15 protein-coding genes are annotated in these 20,287 nt (G+C 35.0%); all 15 read right to left on the minus strand.

Annotated elements, in window-relative coordinates:
* Positions 1–63 precede the first annotated feature (63 nt).
* Positions 64–1,728, minus strand: a complete 1,665-nt coding sequence (locus CAR_RS10570; RefSeq protein ID WP_013711726.1) for an FAD-dependent oxidoreductase — start codon at positions 1,726–1,728, stop codon at positions 64–66.
* The gene (locus CAR_RS10575; RefSeq protein ID WP_013711727.1) at positions 1,725–2,027 is read right to left on the minus strand and encodes an ArsR/SmtB family transcription factor; all 303 of its coding nucleotides are present in this window, start codon (positions 2,025–2,027) and stop codon (positions 1,725–1,727) included. The genes CAR_RS10570 and CAR_RS10575 overlap by 4 nt, the downstream gene beginning before the upstream one ends.
* 578 nt (positions 2,028–2,605) lie before the next feature.
* Entirely contained in the window at positions 2,606–4,744 is a 2,139-nt protein-coding gene (locus CAR_RS10580; protein ID WP_041556619.1) for a type IA DNA topoisomerase, read from the minus strand.
* 310 nt (positions 4,745–5,054) lie between these two features.
* Positions 5,055–5,840: a hypothetical protein gene (locus CAR_RS10585; RefSeq protein WP_013711729.1), complete on the minus strand. Its 786-nt coding sequence runs from the start codon at positions 5,838–5,840 to the stop codon at positions 5,055–5,057.
* Between the two features lie 580 nt (positions 5,841–6,420).
* Positions 6,421–7,503, minus strand: coding sequence for a Gfo/Idh/MocA family protein (locus tag CAR_RS10590; RefSeq protein ID WP_013711730.1), 1,083 nt, complete (start codon positions 7,501–7,503; stop codon positions 6,421–6,423).
* Between the two features lie 77 nt (positions 7,504–7,580).
* Positions 7,581–8,447 carry a sugar phosphate isomerase/epimerase family protein gene (locus tag CAR_RS10595; RefSeq protein WP_041556621.1) on the minus strand — a complete coding sequence of 289 codons (867 nt, stop codon included), beginning with the start codon at positions 8,445–8,447 and terminating at the stop codon, positions 7,581–7,583.
* Positions 8,389–9,462: a Gfo/Idh/MocA family protein gene (locus tag CAR_RS10600; RefSeq protein WP_013711732.1), complete on the minus strand. Its 1,074-nt coding sequence runs from the start codon at positions 9,460–9,462 to the stop codon at positions 8,389–8,391. Before CAR_RS10600 ends, CAR_RS10595 begins: the two co-directional genes overlap by 59 nt.
* 28 nt (positions 9,463–9,490) lie before the next feature.
* Positions 9,491–10,684 carry a Gfo/Idh/MocA family protein gene (locus tag CAR_RS10605; RefSeq protein ID WP_013711733.1) on the minus strand — a complete coding sequence of 398 codons (1,194 nt, stop codon included), beginning with the start codon at positions 10,682–10,684 and terminating at the stop codon, positions 9,491–9,493.
* 3 nt (positions 10,685–10,687) lie between these two features.
* Entirely contained in the window at positions 10,688–11,596 is a 909-nt protein-coding gene (locus tag CAR_RS10610) for an AraC family transcriptional regulator (RefSeq protein WP_013711734.1), read from the minus strand.
* Positions 11,597–11,822: 226 nt separating this feature from the next.
* Positions 11,823–12,236 carry an SRPBCC family protein gene (locus CAR_RS10615; RefSeq protein WP_013711735.1) on the minus strand — a complete coding sequence of 138 codons (414 nt, stop codon included), beginning with the start codon at positions 12,234–12,236 and terminating at the stop codon, positions 11,823–11,825.
* A 65-nt stretch (positions 12,237–12,301) separates the two neighbouring features.
* On the minus strand, positions 12,302–12,805 hold the full coding sequence (locus CAR_RS10620) for a cupin domain-containing protein (protein WP_013711736.1): 504 nt from the start codon (positions 12,803–12,805) through the stop codon (positions 12,302–12,304).
* Positions 12,806–12,844: 39 nt separating this feature from the next.
* Positions 12,845–13,693, minus strand: coding sequence for an aldo/keto reductase (locus CAR_RS10625; protein WP_013711737.1), 849 nt, complete (start codon positions 13,691–13,693; stop codon positions 12,845–12,847).
* Between the two features lie 143 nt (positions 13,694–13,836).
* The gene (locus CAR_RS10630) at positions 13,837–15,246 is read right to left on the minus strand and encodes an MFS transporter (RefSeq protein ID WP_148229462.1); all 1,410 of its coding nucleotides are present in this window, start codon (positions 15,244–15,246) and stop codon (positions 13,837–13,839) included.
* Positions 15,247–16,175: 929 nt separating this feature from the next.
* Positions 16,176–18,533, minus strand: coding sequence for a phosphoketolase family protein (locus CAR_RS10640; protein WP_013711739.1), 2,358 nt, complete (start codon positions 18,531–18,533; stop codon positions 16,176–16,178).
* Positions 18,534–18,871: 338 nt separating this feature from the next.
* Entirely contained in the window at positions 18,872–20,182 is a 1,311-nt protein-coding gene (xylA, locus tag CAR_RS10645) for a xylose isomerase (protein WP_013711740.1), read from the minus strand.
* Between the last annotated feature and the right edge of the window lie 105 nt (positions 20,183–20,287).

Consider the following 20,287-nt stretch of genomic DNA (forward strand, 5'->3'; position numbering starts at 1 on the left):
ACAAAAAAAACAAATAGAAAGGAAACTTCCTATTTGTCCCGAATAGTAGTTATGATTGTGGTATTATTTTTTTAGTCTCATCATCTTGAGGTAATTTTGATAATTTTTATTTCCACCTGATAAGTTGTACACTTTTGTAAAGCCATGATGAATCAATACATTTTGAGCAGCATTACCTGTAACTCCTTTATTGCAGTAGGTGATTGTTACTAAAGCTTGATCTAACTCTGTACTTCTCTCTCTTAATTCAGCAAGAGGAATATGAATCGCTCCTTTAACATGAGCTTTTTCAAAATCCTTTTTTGAACGTGTATCGACGATTTGCAGAGTCTCACCTGTATCTTGAAGCTGCACTAAATCAGCTGGTGTCATCAATGGATTACGTTTTAAGGCATTATCCAATGCCATGCCCGTATAAAGAATAGGGTCTTTCGTTGTCGCAAATGGGGGAGCGTAAGCCAAATCTAAATGGAATAAATCTTCAGCTTTTGCTTTAAAGGTGATAGCTGTTGCGATTACGTCGATTCGTTTGTCGACGCCACCTTGACCAATAGCTTGCGCACCTAGAATGCGACCGGTTTTTTTATCTGCTAATGCTTTGATCGTTAATTCTTTCCCACCTAAATACTCAGCATGGTCTGGCTTGATATTATATAAAATTTCAACATCATAACCTTCTTTTTTTGCTTCTTTTTCGGTTAATCCTGTTTGACCAACGTGTAGATCAAAGATTCTAAAAATCCCTGTCCCTAATACTCCTCGATGCTCTAAATCGCCACCAGTAATCACATCTCCAGCGATTCGACCCATTTTATTAGCTGTTGAGCCTAGTGGACGATAGATGGGTTTGCCTGTAATAACGGAGAAGCTTTCTGCCACATCCCCAACCGCATAGACATCTGGAAGATTGGTTTGCATTTTTTTGTTTACCGCAATGGCTCTGGAAGTTCCAATTTCTACGCCCATTTCTTTAGCTAATTCTGTATTAGGGCGTACACCTGCAGATAGGATAACGATATCTGGTTCAATCGTAACGCCATTTGTCGTAATAACTTTCTCGATTGATGTTTCTCCTTCAATCGTTTTCACAGTGTCGCTAAGGATCAAATTCACGCCTTTCTCGCGCATATGCTCCTCGACACGGAAAGTCATGTCCGCGTCCATTGGGGGCATCACTTGATCTTCTAATTGAACAACGGTTACTTCCAATCCTTTATGAATCAATTGTTCCGTCATTTCTAAACCAATAAATCCAGCTCCAATAATCAATGCTTTTTTGGGTTGTTTAACTGAATAGGCTCCAATATCTCGGGCGTCTTGAATGTTTCGAACTTGGAACACATTGTCATATTTCTTTTGGTTAAATGGAGGTGGAGTGAATGGAGAAGCACCTGTTGCAAAAACCAATACATCATAGTGATCACTTTTCTTTTCTCCAGAAACAAGATCTGTCACTTCTACTTGTTTGTTGGTCTGATCAATCTTTGTCACTTTATGCTCGGTGAAAACTGAGACATTGTATCTCTTTTTGAACCATGCTGCATCTCTAGGAGTTAAGGCACTTAATTCTTCTACTTCTCCACCAATTTGATAAGGAATCCCACAGACAGAATAAGAAATGTCTTTTCCTTGATCATAAACGACAATTTCAGCTTCCTCAGTGTTTCTTCTAGCTTTAGCTGCTACAGATGTACCTGAAGCAACGGATCCAATCACAATAATTTTCATGAATTTTCTCCTCCTATTTGCTGTGTAGTTGCAGAAGTAAGTTGACTAGTATCAGATACTAGTTGATTAATACACTTTTCATTTAATGAATAATGATGCCATGTTCCAATTTTTTCTACTGTAACTAAACCTGCATTTAAAAGAACTTTTATATGATGAGATAACGTAGGCTGTGTAAAATCAAATTGCTCCAGAATATCGCAAGCACATAACTCACCATTAGAAAGCATATCTATTATTTGTACACGTTTAGGATCGGACAAAGCTTTCATCACTTTTGCATAAGATTCATAGTCCATAGTTAAACCTCTTTCTTTTTTCTACTCTTTTTAATATAGATGACTTTCTATCTATACGCAACTATTTTTTTTTGAAAGAAAGAACTTCGTGTAACATTCCTTATGCACATGAAGTTCTTTTTTGTATTGATGAATGAACACCATAAAATTTTTGAGCAGTTTAGGATGAGATAAGAGAGGCTACCACACAATTTTAGATAGAGAAAAGAATCTAGTATGATTTATACAGATTCTACTTCACAAAACTGTGCGAAAATAAGATGAGTTTATGAGCTAAAGCAGTTGTAGCTCATAATTGAACCTAAAAATCGACTAGATTATGAGATAAAAGAAGTTTATCTCATAATCTCATACAAAAAATCATCCGTTTTATCCACTAGACGAGGCCTAGCTCATAATCGGAACTTAAAAATAGAGTGGATTATAGGGTAAAAGAGTTCGGGCGCATTAAGGAAGAAATTTTATCTACTAAAAGAGTCATCTATATCATTTAACGAAGAACCAACTTTAGTGATATTTTTACGATCCAATTTGTTTAATCATTAGTTGCAACAAAACGAACTGCTTTTTCCTTACTATCATTTCTTTTCTGTTTTTTCATAAGGTTTAAACAATAACTTGTTGTCTTCTGTCAATATAAGGGCAGCTGAAAACGTTTGTCCAGTTTTTTTCTTAAATCCTTTTAATAACTGCGTTTCTCTCGTATCTAGTAACTTTTTAAGTGTTGCTTCAGAAAGTGTTTTCCCTACGTACCTTTTGGGCAAAGTGAAGGTGCAACCATTGCTATAGCCACTACATCCATAAAACTTTCCTTTGTCGATCATCATCTGACCACAAACTGGACACTTTCCAATTGTCTTCTGCGACAAATGGTTGATACTATTGGTATGAGTAGACCAATCTCTCTTTTCAATAACTTGTGCACTTGAATCTAAGGTATGAGCAATAAATTTTTGAATGCTGTCTAAGAAAGCTTGTTGGGTGCCGTCTTCATTTTTAATTTTCTTTAGATAGGTTTCCCACTTAGCCGTCATTTCAGGACTGCTTAGGAGGGTATTTTCGACAGCTTGGCACAAGATTTCCCCTTTTTGAGTAACCGTCACATTGTTTTTTTGAATCTCTATATAGTTCTGCTTTTTAAGGGTTTCTAAAACATTCGCTCTTGTTGCTTCTGTCCCAATACCTTCTGTTGCCTTTAAGATCTCTTTTTCTTCTTCATTTTCCAATTCTTTGCCGCAAGTTTTCATTGCGGTAATCAACGTACCTTCTGTGTACGTTTTCGGTGGCGAAGTAAATCCTTCTGAAGTATTTAGATCTGCTTCTACTAACTCCCCTTTTTTTACTAAAGGTAATTCACTAGTTGTTTCTTTATTCGACTTTTTGCTTGCACCATATTCTAATCGCTGCCAACCTTTATCCAATATCACCTTTCCTTTGCTTATAAACGGAACAGTTTTAATGTCTACAGTGACAGTTGTTTCATCATATTTATAGTCTGTCTCAAACATAGCCATTGATCGCCTTAAAATAGTAAAGTAAATCTCTCTTTGAATAGATGGCAGCTTCTCTAATGCTTTTTGTGTAGGTACTTTTTTAGTTGGAATAATAGCATAATGCTCTTGAACCTTTGAACCGTCTACATAGCGTTTTCGTTTGCTTGTATTTGGCTCTTTAATGGTGTGGTTTAATATACCTTGATACCCTTCTATTCTTTCTAACAAATATCGAAACTCTGAATCAGTGATATATCTGCAATCACTTCTGGGGTAACTTACTAATTTAGCCTCATAAAGCGACTGTACATGTTTCAACGTATCAGAAGGGCTCACTTTATATTTTTTGTTTACTAAACTTTGCAAATCACTTAACGAAAACAGAAATGGCGAAGGCTGTGATATCCGTTTAGTTTCAACAGAAGAAATCATACCAGGATTGCTAGCCAGTAAACCGTGTTTTTGGATTAATTCTTGCAGTTCTTTTTTTGTTGAGAATTTCTTACTGTACTTAGCTTTAAATAGCCCATTTTCAGCTTTTACTGTTGCATGTAATTCGAAAAAGGGTTCTGGAATAAAGTTTTCAATCTGTTTCTGGCGCGTGTAAATCATATAAAGTGTCGGTGTTTGAACGCGTCCGACACTGAATACTCCTTCATTAATGCCTTTTTTTTGCAAAGAGAGAGTATACATACGAGATAAATTAATGCCCACCAACCAATCACTTATTTGCCGTGTTTGGGCTTCAATGTATGAAGAATAAAATTCTCTTCCATCTCTTAAATCAGAAAAACCTTTTTGGATTTCATCAGATTCAAGTGAATTGATCCATAATCGCTTAATTTCTTTATTCCCCGCTTTAGCTTGATTGATAATCGAACGCGCAATATTTTCTCCTTCGCGATCGCTATCGGTAGCGATGATGATTTGATCAGCTTCTTGTAACAATTTTTTTACGACATTAAATTGCTTGGCTTTTCCCTGTCCTACTTTAAATTTAAATATTTCAGGAATAATAGGCAGCTCTTTCATGTTCCATTTCTTCCATTCATCCTTGTATTCCTCTGGAGAAGCCAACTCGACTAAGTGTCCAAATCCCCAAGTAATCACATCATTAGATGAATTTAAAACAATATACCCGTCTTTTTTTGAAAACTTTCCAAAAGACTCAGCATAAGCCTGCGCTTGGGAAGGTTTCTCTGCAAGTATTACTGTATGTCCCATTGACTGATCCATCTCCCTTACTGCTGTATTTTAACGGTACCAAACGTCTATTTCTTTCCTTATTTTGGAAGATTCTTCCTTAAAAGTCAATCTATTAAACAATTCAGAATACGTATCTAAATAAAAAATAGAGCTACTAAAATAAAATAATTTTCACTTTAAATATAATTTTTCATACCTCAAAAAGCTTAATTTCTCAAACTGGTCTGTTGAGAAATCAAGCTTTTTTATTAAGTAAAGAATTATATAGGTACTTTAAATTTAGAATATTTCTGTATACCCTTCTGTTCCATTCACCCGAATTCTTTGTCTATTTTGGATAGCGAATATATGCTTTTTGTTTTTCAATCCCAATGCGAAGATCACTTTTTGCTTTCTCTAAATTTAATGCAATCATTTTTTCTGGATCGTTCGATTCAATAAGATTTAAAGAGCGAAGATTTTCTTGCATTTTAGCAACATTTTTAGTAATCCCGGTAACAAATGTACGTTGGTCACGTGATAAATTTCTCCATTCTTTTGTGGTCTCTAAATAATCAAAATATGCTCGTAGTCTATCATTTTGATCTACCAAGATAGACAATGTTTCGTATTGATAAAGATTGACCCAATTGACTATATCGATATTATGATCAATATCTTTTTGTCTTAACTGTTCTCTTTGCAACAATCCATCATGATAACGGTGATAGTCATTCGTCAGCTGGTTGAATTTCTGTTGCACCTCCCATAGATGCTTGAATGATTCGTGTCCTTCAATTACAGCAATCTCTGATGAATTTACTGGGATTTCCAGCGGTTTCGTATAATAAGCGGTATCTATTTTTAAATGTTCACCGCCAACACGGAAAATATTATTACTCGTATCTGAAAAAAGCGATAAATAAGAATGGGCAATTTCTGCCTCTTCTCTCTTTTCATCCCCAACTGTTGTAAAATAAGCGGTAGCTTTTGGTGTATTTCCTACAGTGAATCCAGCCATATAATACCGTTTTCCATTTACTTCCCAAAAGATAGGATTTACAAATACACCTTCATAAAACTTACTCTTCTTTTTTGCCATTTTAATCAATAATTTCCCTGTTTTTTTATCCATTTTTTCTCCTTATCAAGCCATGATATAAATTATGTAACACATAAACTACGCTTTTATTTTATGCTTCCAATCTAAAGTATAATGATTTCTGTCTTTATCTGCAATTAAAGACTATTAAGCTAGTCTTTATTATTAGATTTATATAGTAGAATCAACCTGTCCGCAACTTTTCATTCGTTATCTATAGTATACTTAAATTAGAATATGATGTTGAAACTGTAATTGAGACTGTCACTTTAGCTTCACCCAATAATAAGCATGGGGTAACGTTAGATATTTCAGAATTCCCTTACTTGTGTTTATGGACTAAAGAACAAATAGATGCACCTTTTATCTGTATTGAACCGTTTTACGGACTTCCAGATATTATAGGAGAAGTAGGAACGCTTGAAGAAAAGAAGGTATTATTTTACTAAACGCAGGCGAAGAAAAAGAAGTAGCATTTACGATCACAACCTTTTAATCAACTCACTAACGCTTTACTTTGAATGAAATAGAATACAATTCAAAAGCTGCATCAAAATTCCTTCATTAAGGTTTTTTGAAGCAGCTTTTGGTTTGGTATAAAAATGGAGCTAAATTAGTTTTTTGTTGGGATAATCATTGCTTTTTCTTGCGTGATTAAACACAACTCTTGCGCTTTAAAAATATGTTCTTGTGTCATAGCTACCTCAGTCCGATTTATACAGTCTTTGATCATTTCACCAAAGAACGGGAAGCCTACTTCTCCCGTTAAGGAATAATGTTTTTCCCCATCTGCTGTAACTAGGTACAAATGATCTCCTGATTCTTCACGAGCTACATCGATATATTTACGAACTTCGATTGTTCCTTTTGTTCCAGTAATAAATACACGGCCATCTCCCCAAGTGTTCAAGCCATCTGGAGTAAACCAATCGACTTTAAACGTAAAGGTAGCCCCATTTGCTCCAAGTAAAGTAGCATCACCGTAATCTTCTAATTCAGGTGTGTCTTGATTCGCATAATTAGCTACTTTACTATGCAACACTTCCGCATCTTCATTTCCTGTATAATACAAGAATTGTTCAATTTGATGGCTGCCAATGTCGCATAAGATTCCACCATATTGTTCTTTTTTGAAAAACCAATCTGGACGTACTTCTTTATCTAATCGATGTGGACCAAAACCAGTTACTTGAATGACATCGCCAATCGTTCCGTCTTTAATCAATTGACCTGCAAATACAGCCCCTTCAACATGAAGCCGTTCACTGAAGTACACCCAAAATTTTTGTCCGGTTTCTTTTACAACGCGCTTTGTTTCTTCTAGTTGCTCCATTGTGGTAAAAGCTGTCTTGTCTGTAAAGTAATCTTTTCCAGCTCTCATGACATGGTTGCCTAGTGCGCTTCGTTTATTTGGAATGGCTGCTGCCGTAACTAAATGAATCTCTGGGTCTTCTAAAATTTGTTCTAGTGAGTCTGCAACTTGAACTTGTGGGAATTGTTCTTTATAGGCAGCTACTTTTTCTGCGTCTGGATCGTATACCCACTTTAATGTCGCGCCTGCTTCTAATAGTCCATTGGTCATTCCATTAATGTGCCCGTGATCTAAAGCTGCTGTAGCAAAGTTGAATTCGCCTTCTTTTACTACACGATTGATTTTTCCTTTTGGAGCATAGTTCATGCCGTCTTTACTAGCCATTTAGTTCTCTTCCTTTCATTCATCACTCAATAGAAAAGAGAGCTAGGAATCAATCCCTAGTCTCCTTAGTTAGTTTGTTAAAACAATTCTGCATATCCTATTTCTTTCAAGTAGTCACGAGATTCTGCCAAGCATTCAAACGGATTGCGTCCATATTGGTCATCTTGCTCTACCAATAAGTAATGTGCACCACTTACAATGCTTTGTTCGATAATCGCTGGTAAGTCTAATGTCCCTTGCCCCAATTCAGCAAATTCGATATTGTTCGTGAAGGCATGCATGAAGTCTCCGGCGTTTCCTTTTAGTATCTCATCTACCGCTTCTTGTGGAATTGGAACCACACGGTAATCTTTCAAGTGAACTAAATCCACTTTTCCAGCGTATTCTTTTAAGACTTCTACCGGATTACGTCCACCACGTTGTACCCAATGAACATCCAATTCAAAGCCTAATAATGGTGCTTCATCACGGATAATATCTAACAAGTAACGCCCATCGTATTTTACAAATTCAATATGGTGGTTGTGGTAATACAATTTGATTCCTTGTTCTTTCATTTTTTCGGCTACCGCGTTCGCTTCATGACAAAATTCCAATACTTTGTCTAAAGACGCCATTGCTTCAAATGGCAGCATACCAATACGGACGATATCTGCGTTCAATGCTTTACAATCTGCAATAATTTTATCCAAATGAGTAGACAAAGATTCTTGTCCTTCCATCATTGGTTTCAATCCTGCTGATAAAGAAGCAATTTCCATTCCGAATTCCTCAGAAGCACGTTTGATTTCTGCAACATTTTCTGGGGTCATATCCACTTGAGAAATTTCCACCGCATTGTACCCTAGTTCGCTTACTCTTTTTAATGTTTCATAAGGTCCTAATTCACTGAACTGCTTCTTCAGTGTGTACCCTTGTGCCCCGATTTTCACTTGTTGTGTCATGTAATAGTTCCTCCCTTTTCACTCGTTGTGCATTTCCAGTGTTTTTTGATGAGCGATCCATCATTTCAATCATTTCCATTGCAGGAATTGCTTCCCTCACATGGACATAGTCTTCTGTATTTTCACTAATGCTCTTGTAGAAACGTTCAACCAAAATCCGATGACCCATTCCATAGTAAAATTTTGAACCTGGAATACGATCATCTTCTACTATTACTTCTTTTCGTCCGTCCTCATTCGTAAAATACAAGCGACTGTCTTTGATTGTGAATTTTTCTTTTTCAGTAATGACTTGTAGTTCCACTGAAGAATTTTCTGTGTAGGCATTGGTCCCATGAAAGAATGCCTTCACTCCTGATTTGAAAGTGAATGTAGCACTAGCTGTGTCTTCTACCTCAATAGCATAATCTGTCAAATTAGATAGTGAAGCCTTACAGCTTTTTAGCTCACCACCAATTAGCTGAATCAAATCTAATGTATGAATCGATTGATTAATAATTGAACCATAGCCTGCTTCTAATTTACGTCCACGCCATGGCTTAGATGTATAATAACTTTCTGGTCGGAACCATGTGACCAAACCTTTTATCGAAGTAATTTCTCCAACATCCTCATTTTTAAGAATATCCAATAGCTTCATAAAACTTCTATTAAAACGATTTTGAAAACTTACGCAGATTTTCCGATCTGTGCTTTCAGCTAGCTCTAACTGTTTTAGGGACTCTTCATAATTGATAGCTAATGGTTTCTCCAAGTACACGTGAGCCCCATACTCTACACATAAAGCTGTAGCCGGCTGATGTAAATAATGAGGTAGACAAATGTGTACCACATCCAATTCCATCTTTTGCAACATTGATTCCATATCACTAAAGAAAGGAAATTCCATCCATTCACTTTTTTTATCTGGATCAACATCACATACCGCTACTAATTCACCATATTCACTAGCATTAATAGCATTTACGTGTATCGCTGAAACTTCTCCTAATCCAATTAAACCAACCCTCAACATAGATATTCTCTCCTTGTCATTGATTCTTTTAGACAATAGAATTGCTTACATTCGATTTTATTTCAGCAAACTTGCCCTCTTCTTTGATGCGTTTATTTAACTCTTCAAGATACAAGTCTTCATCCATATCAGCCAATGAAACTTCTTCACCTGTCCAACTTGATAAATGGATAGCATTCGCTAACCGAACTCCCTTGATTCCGTCAGAACCAGGCGCTAGTAATGGTGTGCCATCCAAAATATTCGCTGCAAAGTTTTCCAAGACTCCTGAATGTTGCTCGCCCCAAGGACTGTCAAATTTAATCGTTTCTGTTGTGTATAACTCTTCAACATTCATTTGACCCATAAATAATTTAGCCACGTCTTCCATATCCATATTTTCACTTAATTCTGTTTCTTCTTTTTTTAGACGAGTTACTGTCGCTGTCAAACTATCTTCAACAACAATTTTTCCTTTATCGCCTAAAATTTCAAAACGATCTGTTCCAATAATATCGTGAGTTGCAGTGACAAATACACCTGTTGCTCCATTTCCATAGTCTACAACTGCTGTCACTTCATCTTCAACTGCAATATTGCGTTTAAATCCATAAGCCACTTTTGAATAAACAGACTCAGGAACTCCGCAAATCCATTGCCATAAGTCTAGCTGATGAGGTGCTTGATTGACTAAAACTCCGCCACCTTCTCCGCCCCAAGTTGCTCTCCATTCACTTTGATCATAGTAAGGTTGTGGTCTCCACCATGTAGTGATGATCCAGCTTGTGTGTCGCACTTTACCTATTTCACCATTATCCATAATTTCCTTTAACTTTTTATATAAAGGATTATTGCGCTGATTAAACATAATGCCAAAAGTTAACTCAGGTTTTGTTACTGCGTAGTCATTTAATTCTTTAACTTGTGCTGTATAAACCCCTGCAGGTTTTTCAACTAACGCATGGATGTCATGCTTTAAAGCTGCAATTCCCATTTCTGGGTGAAGGTAATGGGGAACGGCAGTGATAACTGCATCAATTTTTCCACTTTCCATCATTTCAATGTAATCTTCATAGAAAGGAACCTCTGGATAAGCTACTTTTGCAACGTCTTTTTTACTCATATCAATGTCACAAATCGCACCAATTTCCATATTTGGAACCATACCGTCTTTAATAAATTTTGCATACATCGATCCTTGTGTTCCGAAACCAATTATTCCTAATTTAACTTTGTGAGCCATTTGTCATTCTCCTATCTTTTTTCTATATTTATCTAATTGTTTTTTTCTGTATTCGTTAGGTGTCGCTCCTATTTTCTTTTTGAAGAAACGATTAAAGTGTGCATCACTTTCGAAACCACATTCCCTTGAGATATCTTTGATCGTTTTATTCTCCCCTACAACTTCAATCAGGTATTTCGCTTGTATCAAACGATACTCCATCAAATACTGCATGACTGTATAACCAGTAGAATATTTAAACGTATGTGAAATGTAGGAAGAACTTAAATTTAACTCTTTTGAGATATCTTCTATCGAAATGATTTCTTTAAAATGCTTTTGCAGGTAAGACGCAATTTTTTCTGCATACAAATATTTGCCATTCTTAACTTCATTCAATTCCACCAATGTGGTTTTATCTAATTGATGCACCTTAAAAAGTAACTGGATCAACAATATCTTCGCTTCTGCCTCTGCTGCTATTTCCATGTTTACTTCAGTTGTTTGAGACAACCGCGATAATTTAGTGATCAGTTCTTCAATTTCACAGCTTTCTTCTGTAACCTGAGTATGAAATAGCCCATGACGCAATTGTTTAAATGCATCAAACAAAAAAAGCGCATCCAATTCTTTTAATACAGGTAAAATCCATTCTGGTGAAAAATGAATCATGCTTCTTTCGTACAACTCTTTATTACCTGTTACGTGTGCTTTATGCAAATCTAAACCATCTAAAAACAGCATATCTCCAGGGTTCAAATCGTATATCTGATTGTTAATCAAATATTTGCATTCTCCTCCATGAAAAAAATATAATTCATATTGTTGGTGAGAATGGAACTCTAATTCTGCCACTTGTCCCTTTACATGGGAAAAAGCTACTAAAGATAACTGATAATCCATTTTACGCGACTTTTTTGAATACCCTTTCATTATACGTTTCCTCCCTAACTATTTCATTAACTAGTCATGTCCACTTATTATCGAATCATTGACTGAAACTGCTTTATATTCTAGTGTAGCATATTTCCAACTAGTTAAGCAAAATCCCTTCAAAAAAAAACACTCTTCTAAGAGTTCACTTTTTATCGTGTCTCTTTTAAAGAGCGTTTAAATTTATTTTAGAGTTAAGTTTACCAAGATATTTTCCAGCTTATTTCTAAACTGTTTCAGTATAGTTTTTAAAATTATTTAAGATGCTTTGCCAACCTTCTTTTTGATATTCTGGTGGATATTCGTTTTCAGCTTCAAAAGATTGATTTATTTTAGTAGCATTTCCTGTTTCAGTAAATTCGATAGATACTCTTCTTCCATCTCCTAAAACATAGGCAATTCGTTTATTTGGCACTATTTCTGTATAAACTCCACTAAAATCAAAACCTTCACTACCATCTTTAGCTTCCATACGATAATTAAAGGTGCCGTTTACGCTTAAATCATTTTGTGCAGCTGGTACATGCCAGTCATCTGATGCAAAACCCCAATGAACAATGTGCCTTGGTTCATTCCACGTTTCCCAGACCGTTTCTATGGGACGATTGATTGTTGTTTCAATAGTAATAACTTTACTCATCTATTACAGCTCCTTTTCTTATAAGCATCTATTCCACTCAATAAGTTAAGATTCAAATTATTCTATTATACCCAATGGTTCGCTACTGCTCCATTTGCTCCTTCAACTGGATCTTTCTTAGGAAGTTGAACAGACGTAATCGCTTGTTTGATGCTTTCGTAATTTGCTGCTTTACCTTTTTGCATATCGGGTTCCAGACCTTCAGGATACGCACCAACAATTTTAAAGTCCTGACTTGCAGCTACTTTTTTGTGTGCTACACCTGCTGGGAGAAGTAGAACATCCCCTTCAGAAAAGGAATAGGGCTGTGTATCAGGACCGCCAAGTTGCACAGTTGCTTTACCAGCAATACAAGCCAATACTTCATGAGTATTGGAATGAAAATGATGATAAGAAAAAATACCATTTACCCATCCATTTGTATAATCATTTTTTTCAAATAGATCCAGCACACTCTGTGCTGGATCAGGTTCATTTAATAAATTAGCTACTACTTTAGGATAGTATAGAACAGGTAATGGATTGTTAGGAAATGGTTGATTTTCTTTGGGATAAAAAGTCTTTACCATAAGTTTTTCTTCCTTTCACTTCTCCAATCCAAAGCTTATTTAATCAAACTCTTCGTATTCATTTGGATGTTGGCCTTCTACTCTACCCTCTTCACCTTTATCTAAGCTATCAATTTTCTGAATATCTTCTTTTGACAATTCAAAATCAAACACATCTAAATTAGCTTTTTGGTGATTAAAAAAAGAAGCTTTTACAATTGGCATAACGCCATTTTGTAAATTCCAACGTAGAATAATTTGTGCTGGTTCTTTATCATATTTTTTAGCAATCGCAACAATTGTTTCATTTTCCAGTACATCATTAATTTCACGACCAAATGGACTCCATGCTTCTGTTAAAATACCTAGTTCTTTGTTTGCTTTAACTAAATCATTGTTATTAAAGTATGGATGGCGTTCAATTTGATTGGTAGCAGGCGTTACCCCTGTCTTTTCGATGATTCGCTCTAGATGTTCTGGTAGAAAGTTTGATACACCTATTGTTTTAATCAGACCAAATTTTTGTGCATCTACTAATGCTTGCCACGCTTCCTCATATTTATCTTGTTTAGGCAATGGCCAGTGAATCAAATATTTATCAAAGGAATCAATACCGATACGATATAAAGATTCTTGAATCATCTTGATTGCCTTATCGTATTCATGTGCTTTTCCTGGTAGTTTTGAATTGATCATTAACTCTTCACGTGGAACAGATGAACGTCGAATTGCTTCTCCTACCATTCCTTCATTCATATAGTTGGTTGAAGTATCGATAAGTCGATAGCCCGCATCAATTGCTGTGAGAACACTATTTACACCTGTAGCTCCTTGGATATTTACCGTTCCAAATCCAATAACCGGTAAACTTGTTCCATCATTTAATTCGAATTTCTCAATTTTTGTCATCTTACTTTCATCCTTTCTATGAATCATTGCACCACTTAGTATAAAGGAATAAAGAAAAAGTATCATGTAATACGTCCTCGATAATTAGAGTACCAGCACAATTAAAGTGTGCCTTTCTCTTTTAATTTGATGGTTTAGTTCTATTAATTGTTACCAACATGTCCATTACTTATATCACTTCTGATTTTCGGCATTATTTTTTCATAATTCAGAAATAAAACAACAATAATAAGACTAATAACGATAACTAATGGGAAGTAAATCGTTACCGCTTTTATTGCAAATATAGAACTATCCGGCTGAACCGCAGTATTCGCGAGATACCCACCAAATTGTAAAGACCAACCTACTAAAGCAGCTGTTATACCTTGTCCTATTTTCATTCCTGCACTAGTGATACTAAAAACAGAACCCTGAACTGGAATGCCTGATTTCCAATAGACTATATCTCCAATATCCGCAACAAATGTTGTTAAGCCAGCTTGTAAAGGTGCTAGACCAAATCCGTTAATCACTGCTCCTACTAAAAATCCTAGAAGGTTTTCAGAAAAAATAGCCATAATAATATAACCAATTAATGAAATTACCAAACCAGAAATAACGCTTCTTTGTAGTCCTAGTTTCCCTATAATATATGGAGCAAATAATAATCCAATAATCACTGGAACCAAAGCTGCTGCACTTAAAATACCCATTAAATCTGCATCTTTAAAAACATAAGAGGCATAATAAATTCTTGATGCATTCTCTGTTTGTCTTAAATACCATAAAAAGTACAATAGTAAAGTGATATTGAAATATTTATTATATAATAACGCTTTCATAGTTGTCATAAAAGGAATTTTTTGTTTATCAGTTTGCTTCTCAACAACATTTCTTTCCTTCACAAAAAATCCAGTAATCATTAATGGAATTGCACAAAGCAATCCATAAAGTATAGCTATAAATGACCAACCTTGTTGTCCACCACCAAAAGAAGTTACTAAAACAGTTGTGAATGCACTAATAAATAACATTGCTGCATTTGCAAAAATAAAGCGAATGCTTCCTAATGATGTTCGATCATTTTCATCATTTGTCATAAATGAAATTAATGATGCGTAAGCAACGTTATTTGCGGTATAAAAAATTGCTGAAATTAATATATAGATAATAAATATATAGATAACTTTACCTGTTTGACCAATATCTGGAACATTAAATAACAAAACTGATAATATACCTAGTATAGGTGCAGTCCAAAAAATCCATGGTTTAGCTTTACCCATTTTTGTATTAGTATTATCAATAATCGTCCCCATAAAAACATCTGAAACTCCATCAAAAATACGGGCAAACAAGAGGATTGAACCAATAATTCCAGCGCTAACGCCAACTGTATCTGTCATATAAATTGTTATAAAGGAAGCAATAAATGTCCAGCTAAAGTTGGAACCAAAATCTCCAAATCCAAAAATAAGTTTCTCAGATAGTTTTAATTTCGGTGTTAAACCTCTTGCTCTTTCTGCTCCAGTATATTCTATGCGATCAATATTTTTTTGAATATTTTCCATCATAATTGTCCCCTTTTTGTTTTGCTCTATTGTTAACTTAGTAACTACGTTTATCTTAAATACATATAAACATCTCTCCTGTTTAATTTAACTGCTCTACTCATTCAGCACTATTACCTATAGTGCGAAAGGGAGCGGTACCATTACAACAGGAGAGATACGTAGTTGCTTTTTAATTTTTAAACCTTATATAGCTTAAGCTAATAATAGTATTATTTTAGAACTATAATTCTTCAGATGACATTTAATGGAAAAAACATTTGGTAGCCAGATAAATTTCCTGATACTTTTATAATAAGCTTTGTACTTTCCAAAGTTTTCCGGTATAGAGTGAATCGCTTCTTTATAAGATAAGAGACAACTTCTGATGCACATTTTTCTAAGTCAGTAAACCAACATACTTCTACATCAGCTATCATTACTAGTTCTTGTTCAGTTGTCATAGTTACGATAGTTTCATTAAAAACATTAGCCTATATCTGCATCCATTCTTTATTTTTTTTCTTCATATCACACAAAAATAATTTTTTCAGCCTTTTCTTTCATTAAAAACCAAGAATCCTTTTGAAAAAGCAATCCCTTCCAATTATTTTAGCAACGTTTACCTCTCTTTTAAATCGAAGAACGAACCATTTATTATTGGTTGACTCTTCTTAGGTTTTAATAAATAGAAAGCGAATAGCCGAAATCCATGAATAAAGTTAATAAACCCTCGAATATTTTCTGATAATGATGAGAACAACTAACATAACAATAAATGGACAATTCTATGCCATTAAGGGAAGACTTGTCCATTTACTATTCTATTTTACGCTCTTTAAATATTGGCATGACCTTTTTCTTCATTTGTATATCTTTGATAGGCAGCGCTTAAAGATTAACCTTTATTACAGTACGTCGTTATAGTTACAACACATTCAAATCACTTTTTAGATTTTTTCCCATTTCCAATTTATAACTTCAGGTATATCTATACCATTTTCGCGAATATATTGGTGGTGGAAATTCACCGTATTCTCCATTTCTTGCATAAATTTATTAGCTTTCAATCCATAAACTGCCTTAGCTGCATCTTTTGCTAAGTGGAAGCGATCCATTTCATTTAAAACACGCATATCAAATGGTGTTGTGATATCGCCATTTTCACGATACCCATGAATACGTAGATTGTGATTGTGACGATTGAAAAAAATATCACGAATCAGACCTTCAAAACCATGGAAGGCAAAAATTATAGGTTGTTCTTTTGTAAAGTAACTATCAAATTTTTCATCAGTCAACCCACGAGAATCAATATCAGGATGACGTAATTTTAGAATATCTACAATATTGATAAAACGAATCTTTAACTCAGGAAAAGCTTTGTGCAAGATAGACATCGCTGCTAAGGCTTCTAAATTAGGTTCTGTTCCAGCTGCTGCTATTACTAAATCTGGTTCACTATCATTATCTGTTGATGCCCAATCAATAATTTTAAGACCATCTTTAACTAATATTTCTGCTTCTTCAACTGAATAGAATTGTGGTCTTGGATGTTTACTTGAAATAATCAAATTGATTAATTGTTCTTCCTGTAAGGTTTTGTCCATAACTGCCATTAAACTGTTAGCATCAGCTGGTAAATATTCACGAATAAATTCAGGTTTTTTCTCAGCTAAATGTGTTAATATACCTGGATCTTGGTGAGTATAACCATTGTGGTCTTGTTGAAACACAGTTGATGTAGCAATTACATTCAACGATGGATAGTTATTTCTCCATTTCTGGTCTGTTGCTTTACGTAACCATTTAAAGTGTTGAGTCAACATTGAATCAACTACACGTAAGAATGACTCATAGCTTGCAAAGAAGCCATGACGTCCTGTTAATACATAGCCTTCCAGAAATCCCTCAGCTTGATGTTCAGAAAGTTGTCCATCGATAACCCGGCCAGCTGAAGATTGCCATTCATCAGTTAGCTCTTTAGATTCTAACCACTGACGATTAGTTACTTCAAAGATTTTATCCAAACGGTTTGATTTAGTTTCATCAGGACCAAAAATACGGAAATTATTAGGATTCTTTACGATTAAATCGCGAGCTTGTTCACCAAAGACATCCATATCTTGCGCTATTACTGCACCAGGTATAGTTGTATCGATTGCATGCTGTTTCCAATTAGGAATAATCAAGGCTTTAGCATTTATTCCTCCGTTTGTGATTGGATTTGTTGCCATCCGTTTATTTCCTTTTGGTGTAAGTTCTTTTAAATCATCAATTAATTTACCATTTTCAGTAAATAACTCTTCTGGACGATACGATTTCAACCAATCAACCAGTTTATTGACATATTCCATATGCTCAGCATCCACAGGAATCGGCACTTGATGGGCACGAAATGTTCCTTCAATTTTTTTATTGTCCCATTCTTTTGGACCAGTCCATCCCTTTGGTGTACGAATAATCATGACTGGCCAATGAGGCATCTCCACATCTTCGGCCTTACCTTTACGGGCTTCATTTTGGATTGACCTGATTTCTTCAATTACAACATCTAAAGTATTAGCCATGACAGGATGAACTTTTTCAGGATCAGTACCTTCAACAAAATAAGGTTTCCATCCCATACCTTCAAAATATTTTTTTAAATCTTCATTACTCTTACGTGCTAAAATCGTTGGATTTGAAATTTTACCACCATTTAAGTAAAGAATCGGTAGTACAGCACCATCATTGACTGGATTAATAAAATTATTAGAGAACCAACCAGCTGCTAATGGACCAGTTTCAGCTTCTCCGTCACCAATAACTGTCGCAGCAATTACATCAGGGTTATCTAAAATAGCACCCGTTGCATGTGATAGAGAGTAACCAAGTTCGCCTCCTTCATGGATAGAACCCGGTGTTTCTGGAGCAGCATGAGAAGCAACTCCCCCAGGAGATGAAAATTGTTTGAATAGTTTTTTCATTCCTTCTTTATTTTCAGTAATATCAGGATAAATCTCAGTATAACTACCGTCTAGGTAAGCATTAGATATCATTACTTGACCGCCATGACCAGGACCTTCGATATAGAACATGTTCAAGTCATATTTATTAATAACGCGATTTAAGTGAGCATAAATAAAGTTTTGGCCAGAAATCGTTCCCCAATGTCCAATCGGATGCGCTTTCACATCAGTTGATTTGAGGGGCCTTTGCAGCAAAGGATTATCTCTTAGATATAATTGGCCAACAGAGAGATAATTGGCTGCACGCCAGAAAGCATCAACTTTTTTCAAATAATCTTTAGAATCATAATTTTTCATTTTAATTTCTCCTATCTTTTGTCATATAAATAAAAGTGATGAACTTATTTCACAAGCATTATCAAAACTATTCAACGTCTATCATTTTTAGGACTTTATTATTAAAATTTCTTAATTCGTGTAAAAAGTCCCCCATTCTACAGCGAAAATATAATAGTATCCAAACGTTTTATAAATATCTTGCCCTTAAACTAATTTAAAATCTCTACTTCAGCAAACAAATGTTAAGTTTGCAATAAAATACGTATCGTCTACCCTAGCAATTGAAGGGTCTGCATTAAAACCTTTTAATACCGGATTAGTAATACTAATACCTTACCCCTCTCTATTATCATTTACTAAACCAAGTAGTCATTTAATTTCGATTTAATATACTCAATATGAGATGATTCATTTTTAACGTCATTATGTTCTAATGCATAACTTGTCAATGTTTCTAAATCTGCTTTCCCAGATAGAATATCTGAACCAATACCTGTTTCATAACTTGCATAACGTTTTTCTTTTAGTTCATCTAAGAAGCGCGTTTCTTTTATTTTAGCAGCTGCTTTTAATCCTCTAGCAAAAGTATCCATTCCTGCAATATGTGCTAAGAATAAATCTTCCATTTCAAATGATGTTCGGCGTACTTTTGCGTCAAAGTTGATTCCTCCAGGTTCAATTCCGCCGTTTTCTAAAAATTCAACCATAGCTAAGGTTACTGAATAAACATCTGTTGGGAATTCATCTGTATCCCATCCTAAAAGCATATCTCCTTGGTTCGCATCAAGTGATCCTAAAGCGTTGTAGTTACGAGCTACATTCATTTCGTGTTCAAATGTATGACCAGCCAAAGTTGCATGGTTTGCTTCTAAATTCAATTTGAAACGATCAGTTAAATCGTATTTTTGTAAGAATGCCATACTTGTTGCTGCATCAAAATCGTATTGGTGTTTCATTGGTTCTTTTGGTTTAGGTTCTAGTAAGAACACTAGCTCTTCATGACCAATTTTATTTGAATAATCAATTGCCATATGGTAAAGACGAGCAATATTTTCTTCTTCTAATTTCATATTTGTATTGATTAGATTTTCGTAACCTTCACGTCCACCCCAGAAAACGAAATTTTTTCCGCCTAACTTTTTACTGATATCAATCCCTTTTTTCACTTGTGCAGCTGACACAGCGTAAACATCTGCATTAGAGCTTGAAGCAGCACCATGTACATAAATTGGATTAGAATGTCTGTCAGCTGTATTCCATAACAATTTGATTCCTGTTTGATCCATTTTTTCTTGAATAAGATTAGTAATTGTATCCAAGTTAGCAAAAAAATCTTCTAGTGATTCTCCAAAAGGTGCAACATCCATATCATGAAAACAGAAATACTCAACTCCTAATTTTCCAAAAAATTCAAACGATGCTTCTACTCTGTTTTTTGCCGTTTCCATTGGGTCATCCGTTAACCAATCTCTTTGATTGACGCCTTTACCAAAAGGATCTGACCCATCATCTGTAAATGTATGCCAATAAGCTACTGAGAAACGCAATTGTTCTTTCATAGTTTTTCCTAGTACTACTTCTTCCGGATTGTAATAACGGAATGCGAAAGGATTTGTTGATTCTGGTCCTTCGTATTGAATTTTATTAATCGCTGGAAAATATGTCATAATCAATTGACCTCCTAATTTTTGTTCAGCTAATTCTAACCTCGCTAACCAGTTCGTTTGTTTTGTTAACTAACTAACTAATTGGTTCAACTATAATCTTATATA

It is taken from the genome of Carnobacterium sp. 17-4, from assembly GCF_000195575.1.
Taxonomy (GTDB): Bacteria; Bacillota; Bacilli; order Lactobacillales; family Carnobacteriaceae; genus Carnobacterium_B.

Excerpts from the sequence above, each read along its gene's own strand:
- CAR_RS10575 (WP_013711727.1), bottom strand. The coding sequence starts at position 2,027 with ATGGACTATGAATCTTATGCAAAAGTGATGAAAGCTTTGTCCGATCCT.
- CAR_RS10625 (WP_013711737.1), bottom strand. The coding sequence starts at position 13,693 with ATGACAAAAATTGAGAAATTCGAATTAAATGATGGAACAAGTTTACCG.
- CAR_RS10620 (WP_013711736.1), bottom strand. The coding sequence starts at position 12,805 with ATGGTAAAGACTTTTTATCCCAAAGAAAATCAACCATTTCCTAACAAT.
- CAR_RS10640 (WP_013711739.1), bottom strand. The coding sequence starts at position 18,533 with ATGAAAAATTATGATTCTAAAGATTATTTGAAAAAAGTTGATGCTTTC.
- CAR_RS10630 (WP_148229462.1), bottom strand. The coding sequence starts at position 15,246 with ATGGAAAATATTCAAAAAAATATTGATCGCATAGAATATACTGGAGCA.
- CAR_RS10600 (WP_013711732.1), bottom strand. The coding sequence starts at position 9,462 with ATGTTGAGGGTTGGTTTAATTGGATTAGGAGAAGTTTCAGCGATACAC.
- CAR_RS10585 (WP_013711729.1), bottom strand. The coding sequence starts at position 5,840 with ATGGATAAAAAAACAGGGAAATTATTGATTAAAATGGCAAAAAAGAAG.
- CAR_RS10595 (WP_041556621.1), bottom strand. The coding sequence starts at position 8,447 with ATGACACAACAAGTGAAAATCGGGGCACAAGGGTACACACTGAAGAAG.
- CAR_RS10610 (WP_013711734.1), bottom strand. The coding sequence starts at position 11,596 with ATGAAAGGGTATTCAAAAAAGTCGCGTAAAATGGATTATCAGTTATCT.
- CAR_RS10615 (WP_013711735.1), bottom strand. The coding sequence starts at position 12,236 with ATGAGTAAAGTTATTACTATTGAAACAACAATCAATCGTCCCATAGAA.
- CAR_RS10605 (WP_013711733.1), bottom strand. The coding sequence starts at position 10,684 with ATGGCTCACAAAGTTAAATTAGGAATAATTGGTTTCGGAACACAAGGA.
- CAR_RS10570 (WP_013711726.1), bottom strand. The coding sequence starts at position 1,728 with ATGAAAATTATTGTGATTGGATCCGTTGCTTCAGGTACATCTGTAGCA.
- xylA (WP_013711740.1), bottom strand. The coding sequence starts at position 20,182 with ATGACATATTTTCCAGCGATTAATAAAATTCAATACGAAGGACCAGAA.
- CAR_RS10590 (WP_013711730.1), bottom strand. The coding sequence starts at position 7,503 with ATGGCTAGTAAAGACGGCATGAACTATGCTCCAAAAGGAAAAATCAAT.
- CAR_RS10580 (WP_041556619.1), bottom strand. The coding sequence starts at position 4,744 with ATGGGACATACAGTAATACTTGCAGAGAAACCTTCCCAAGCGCAGGCT.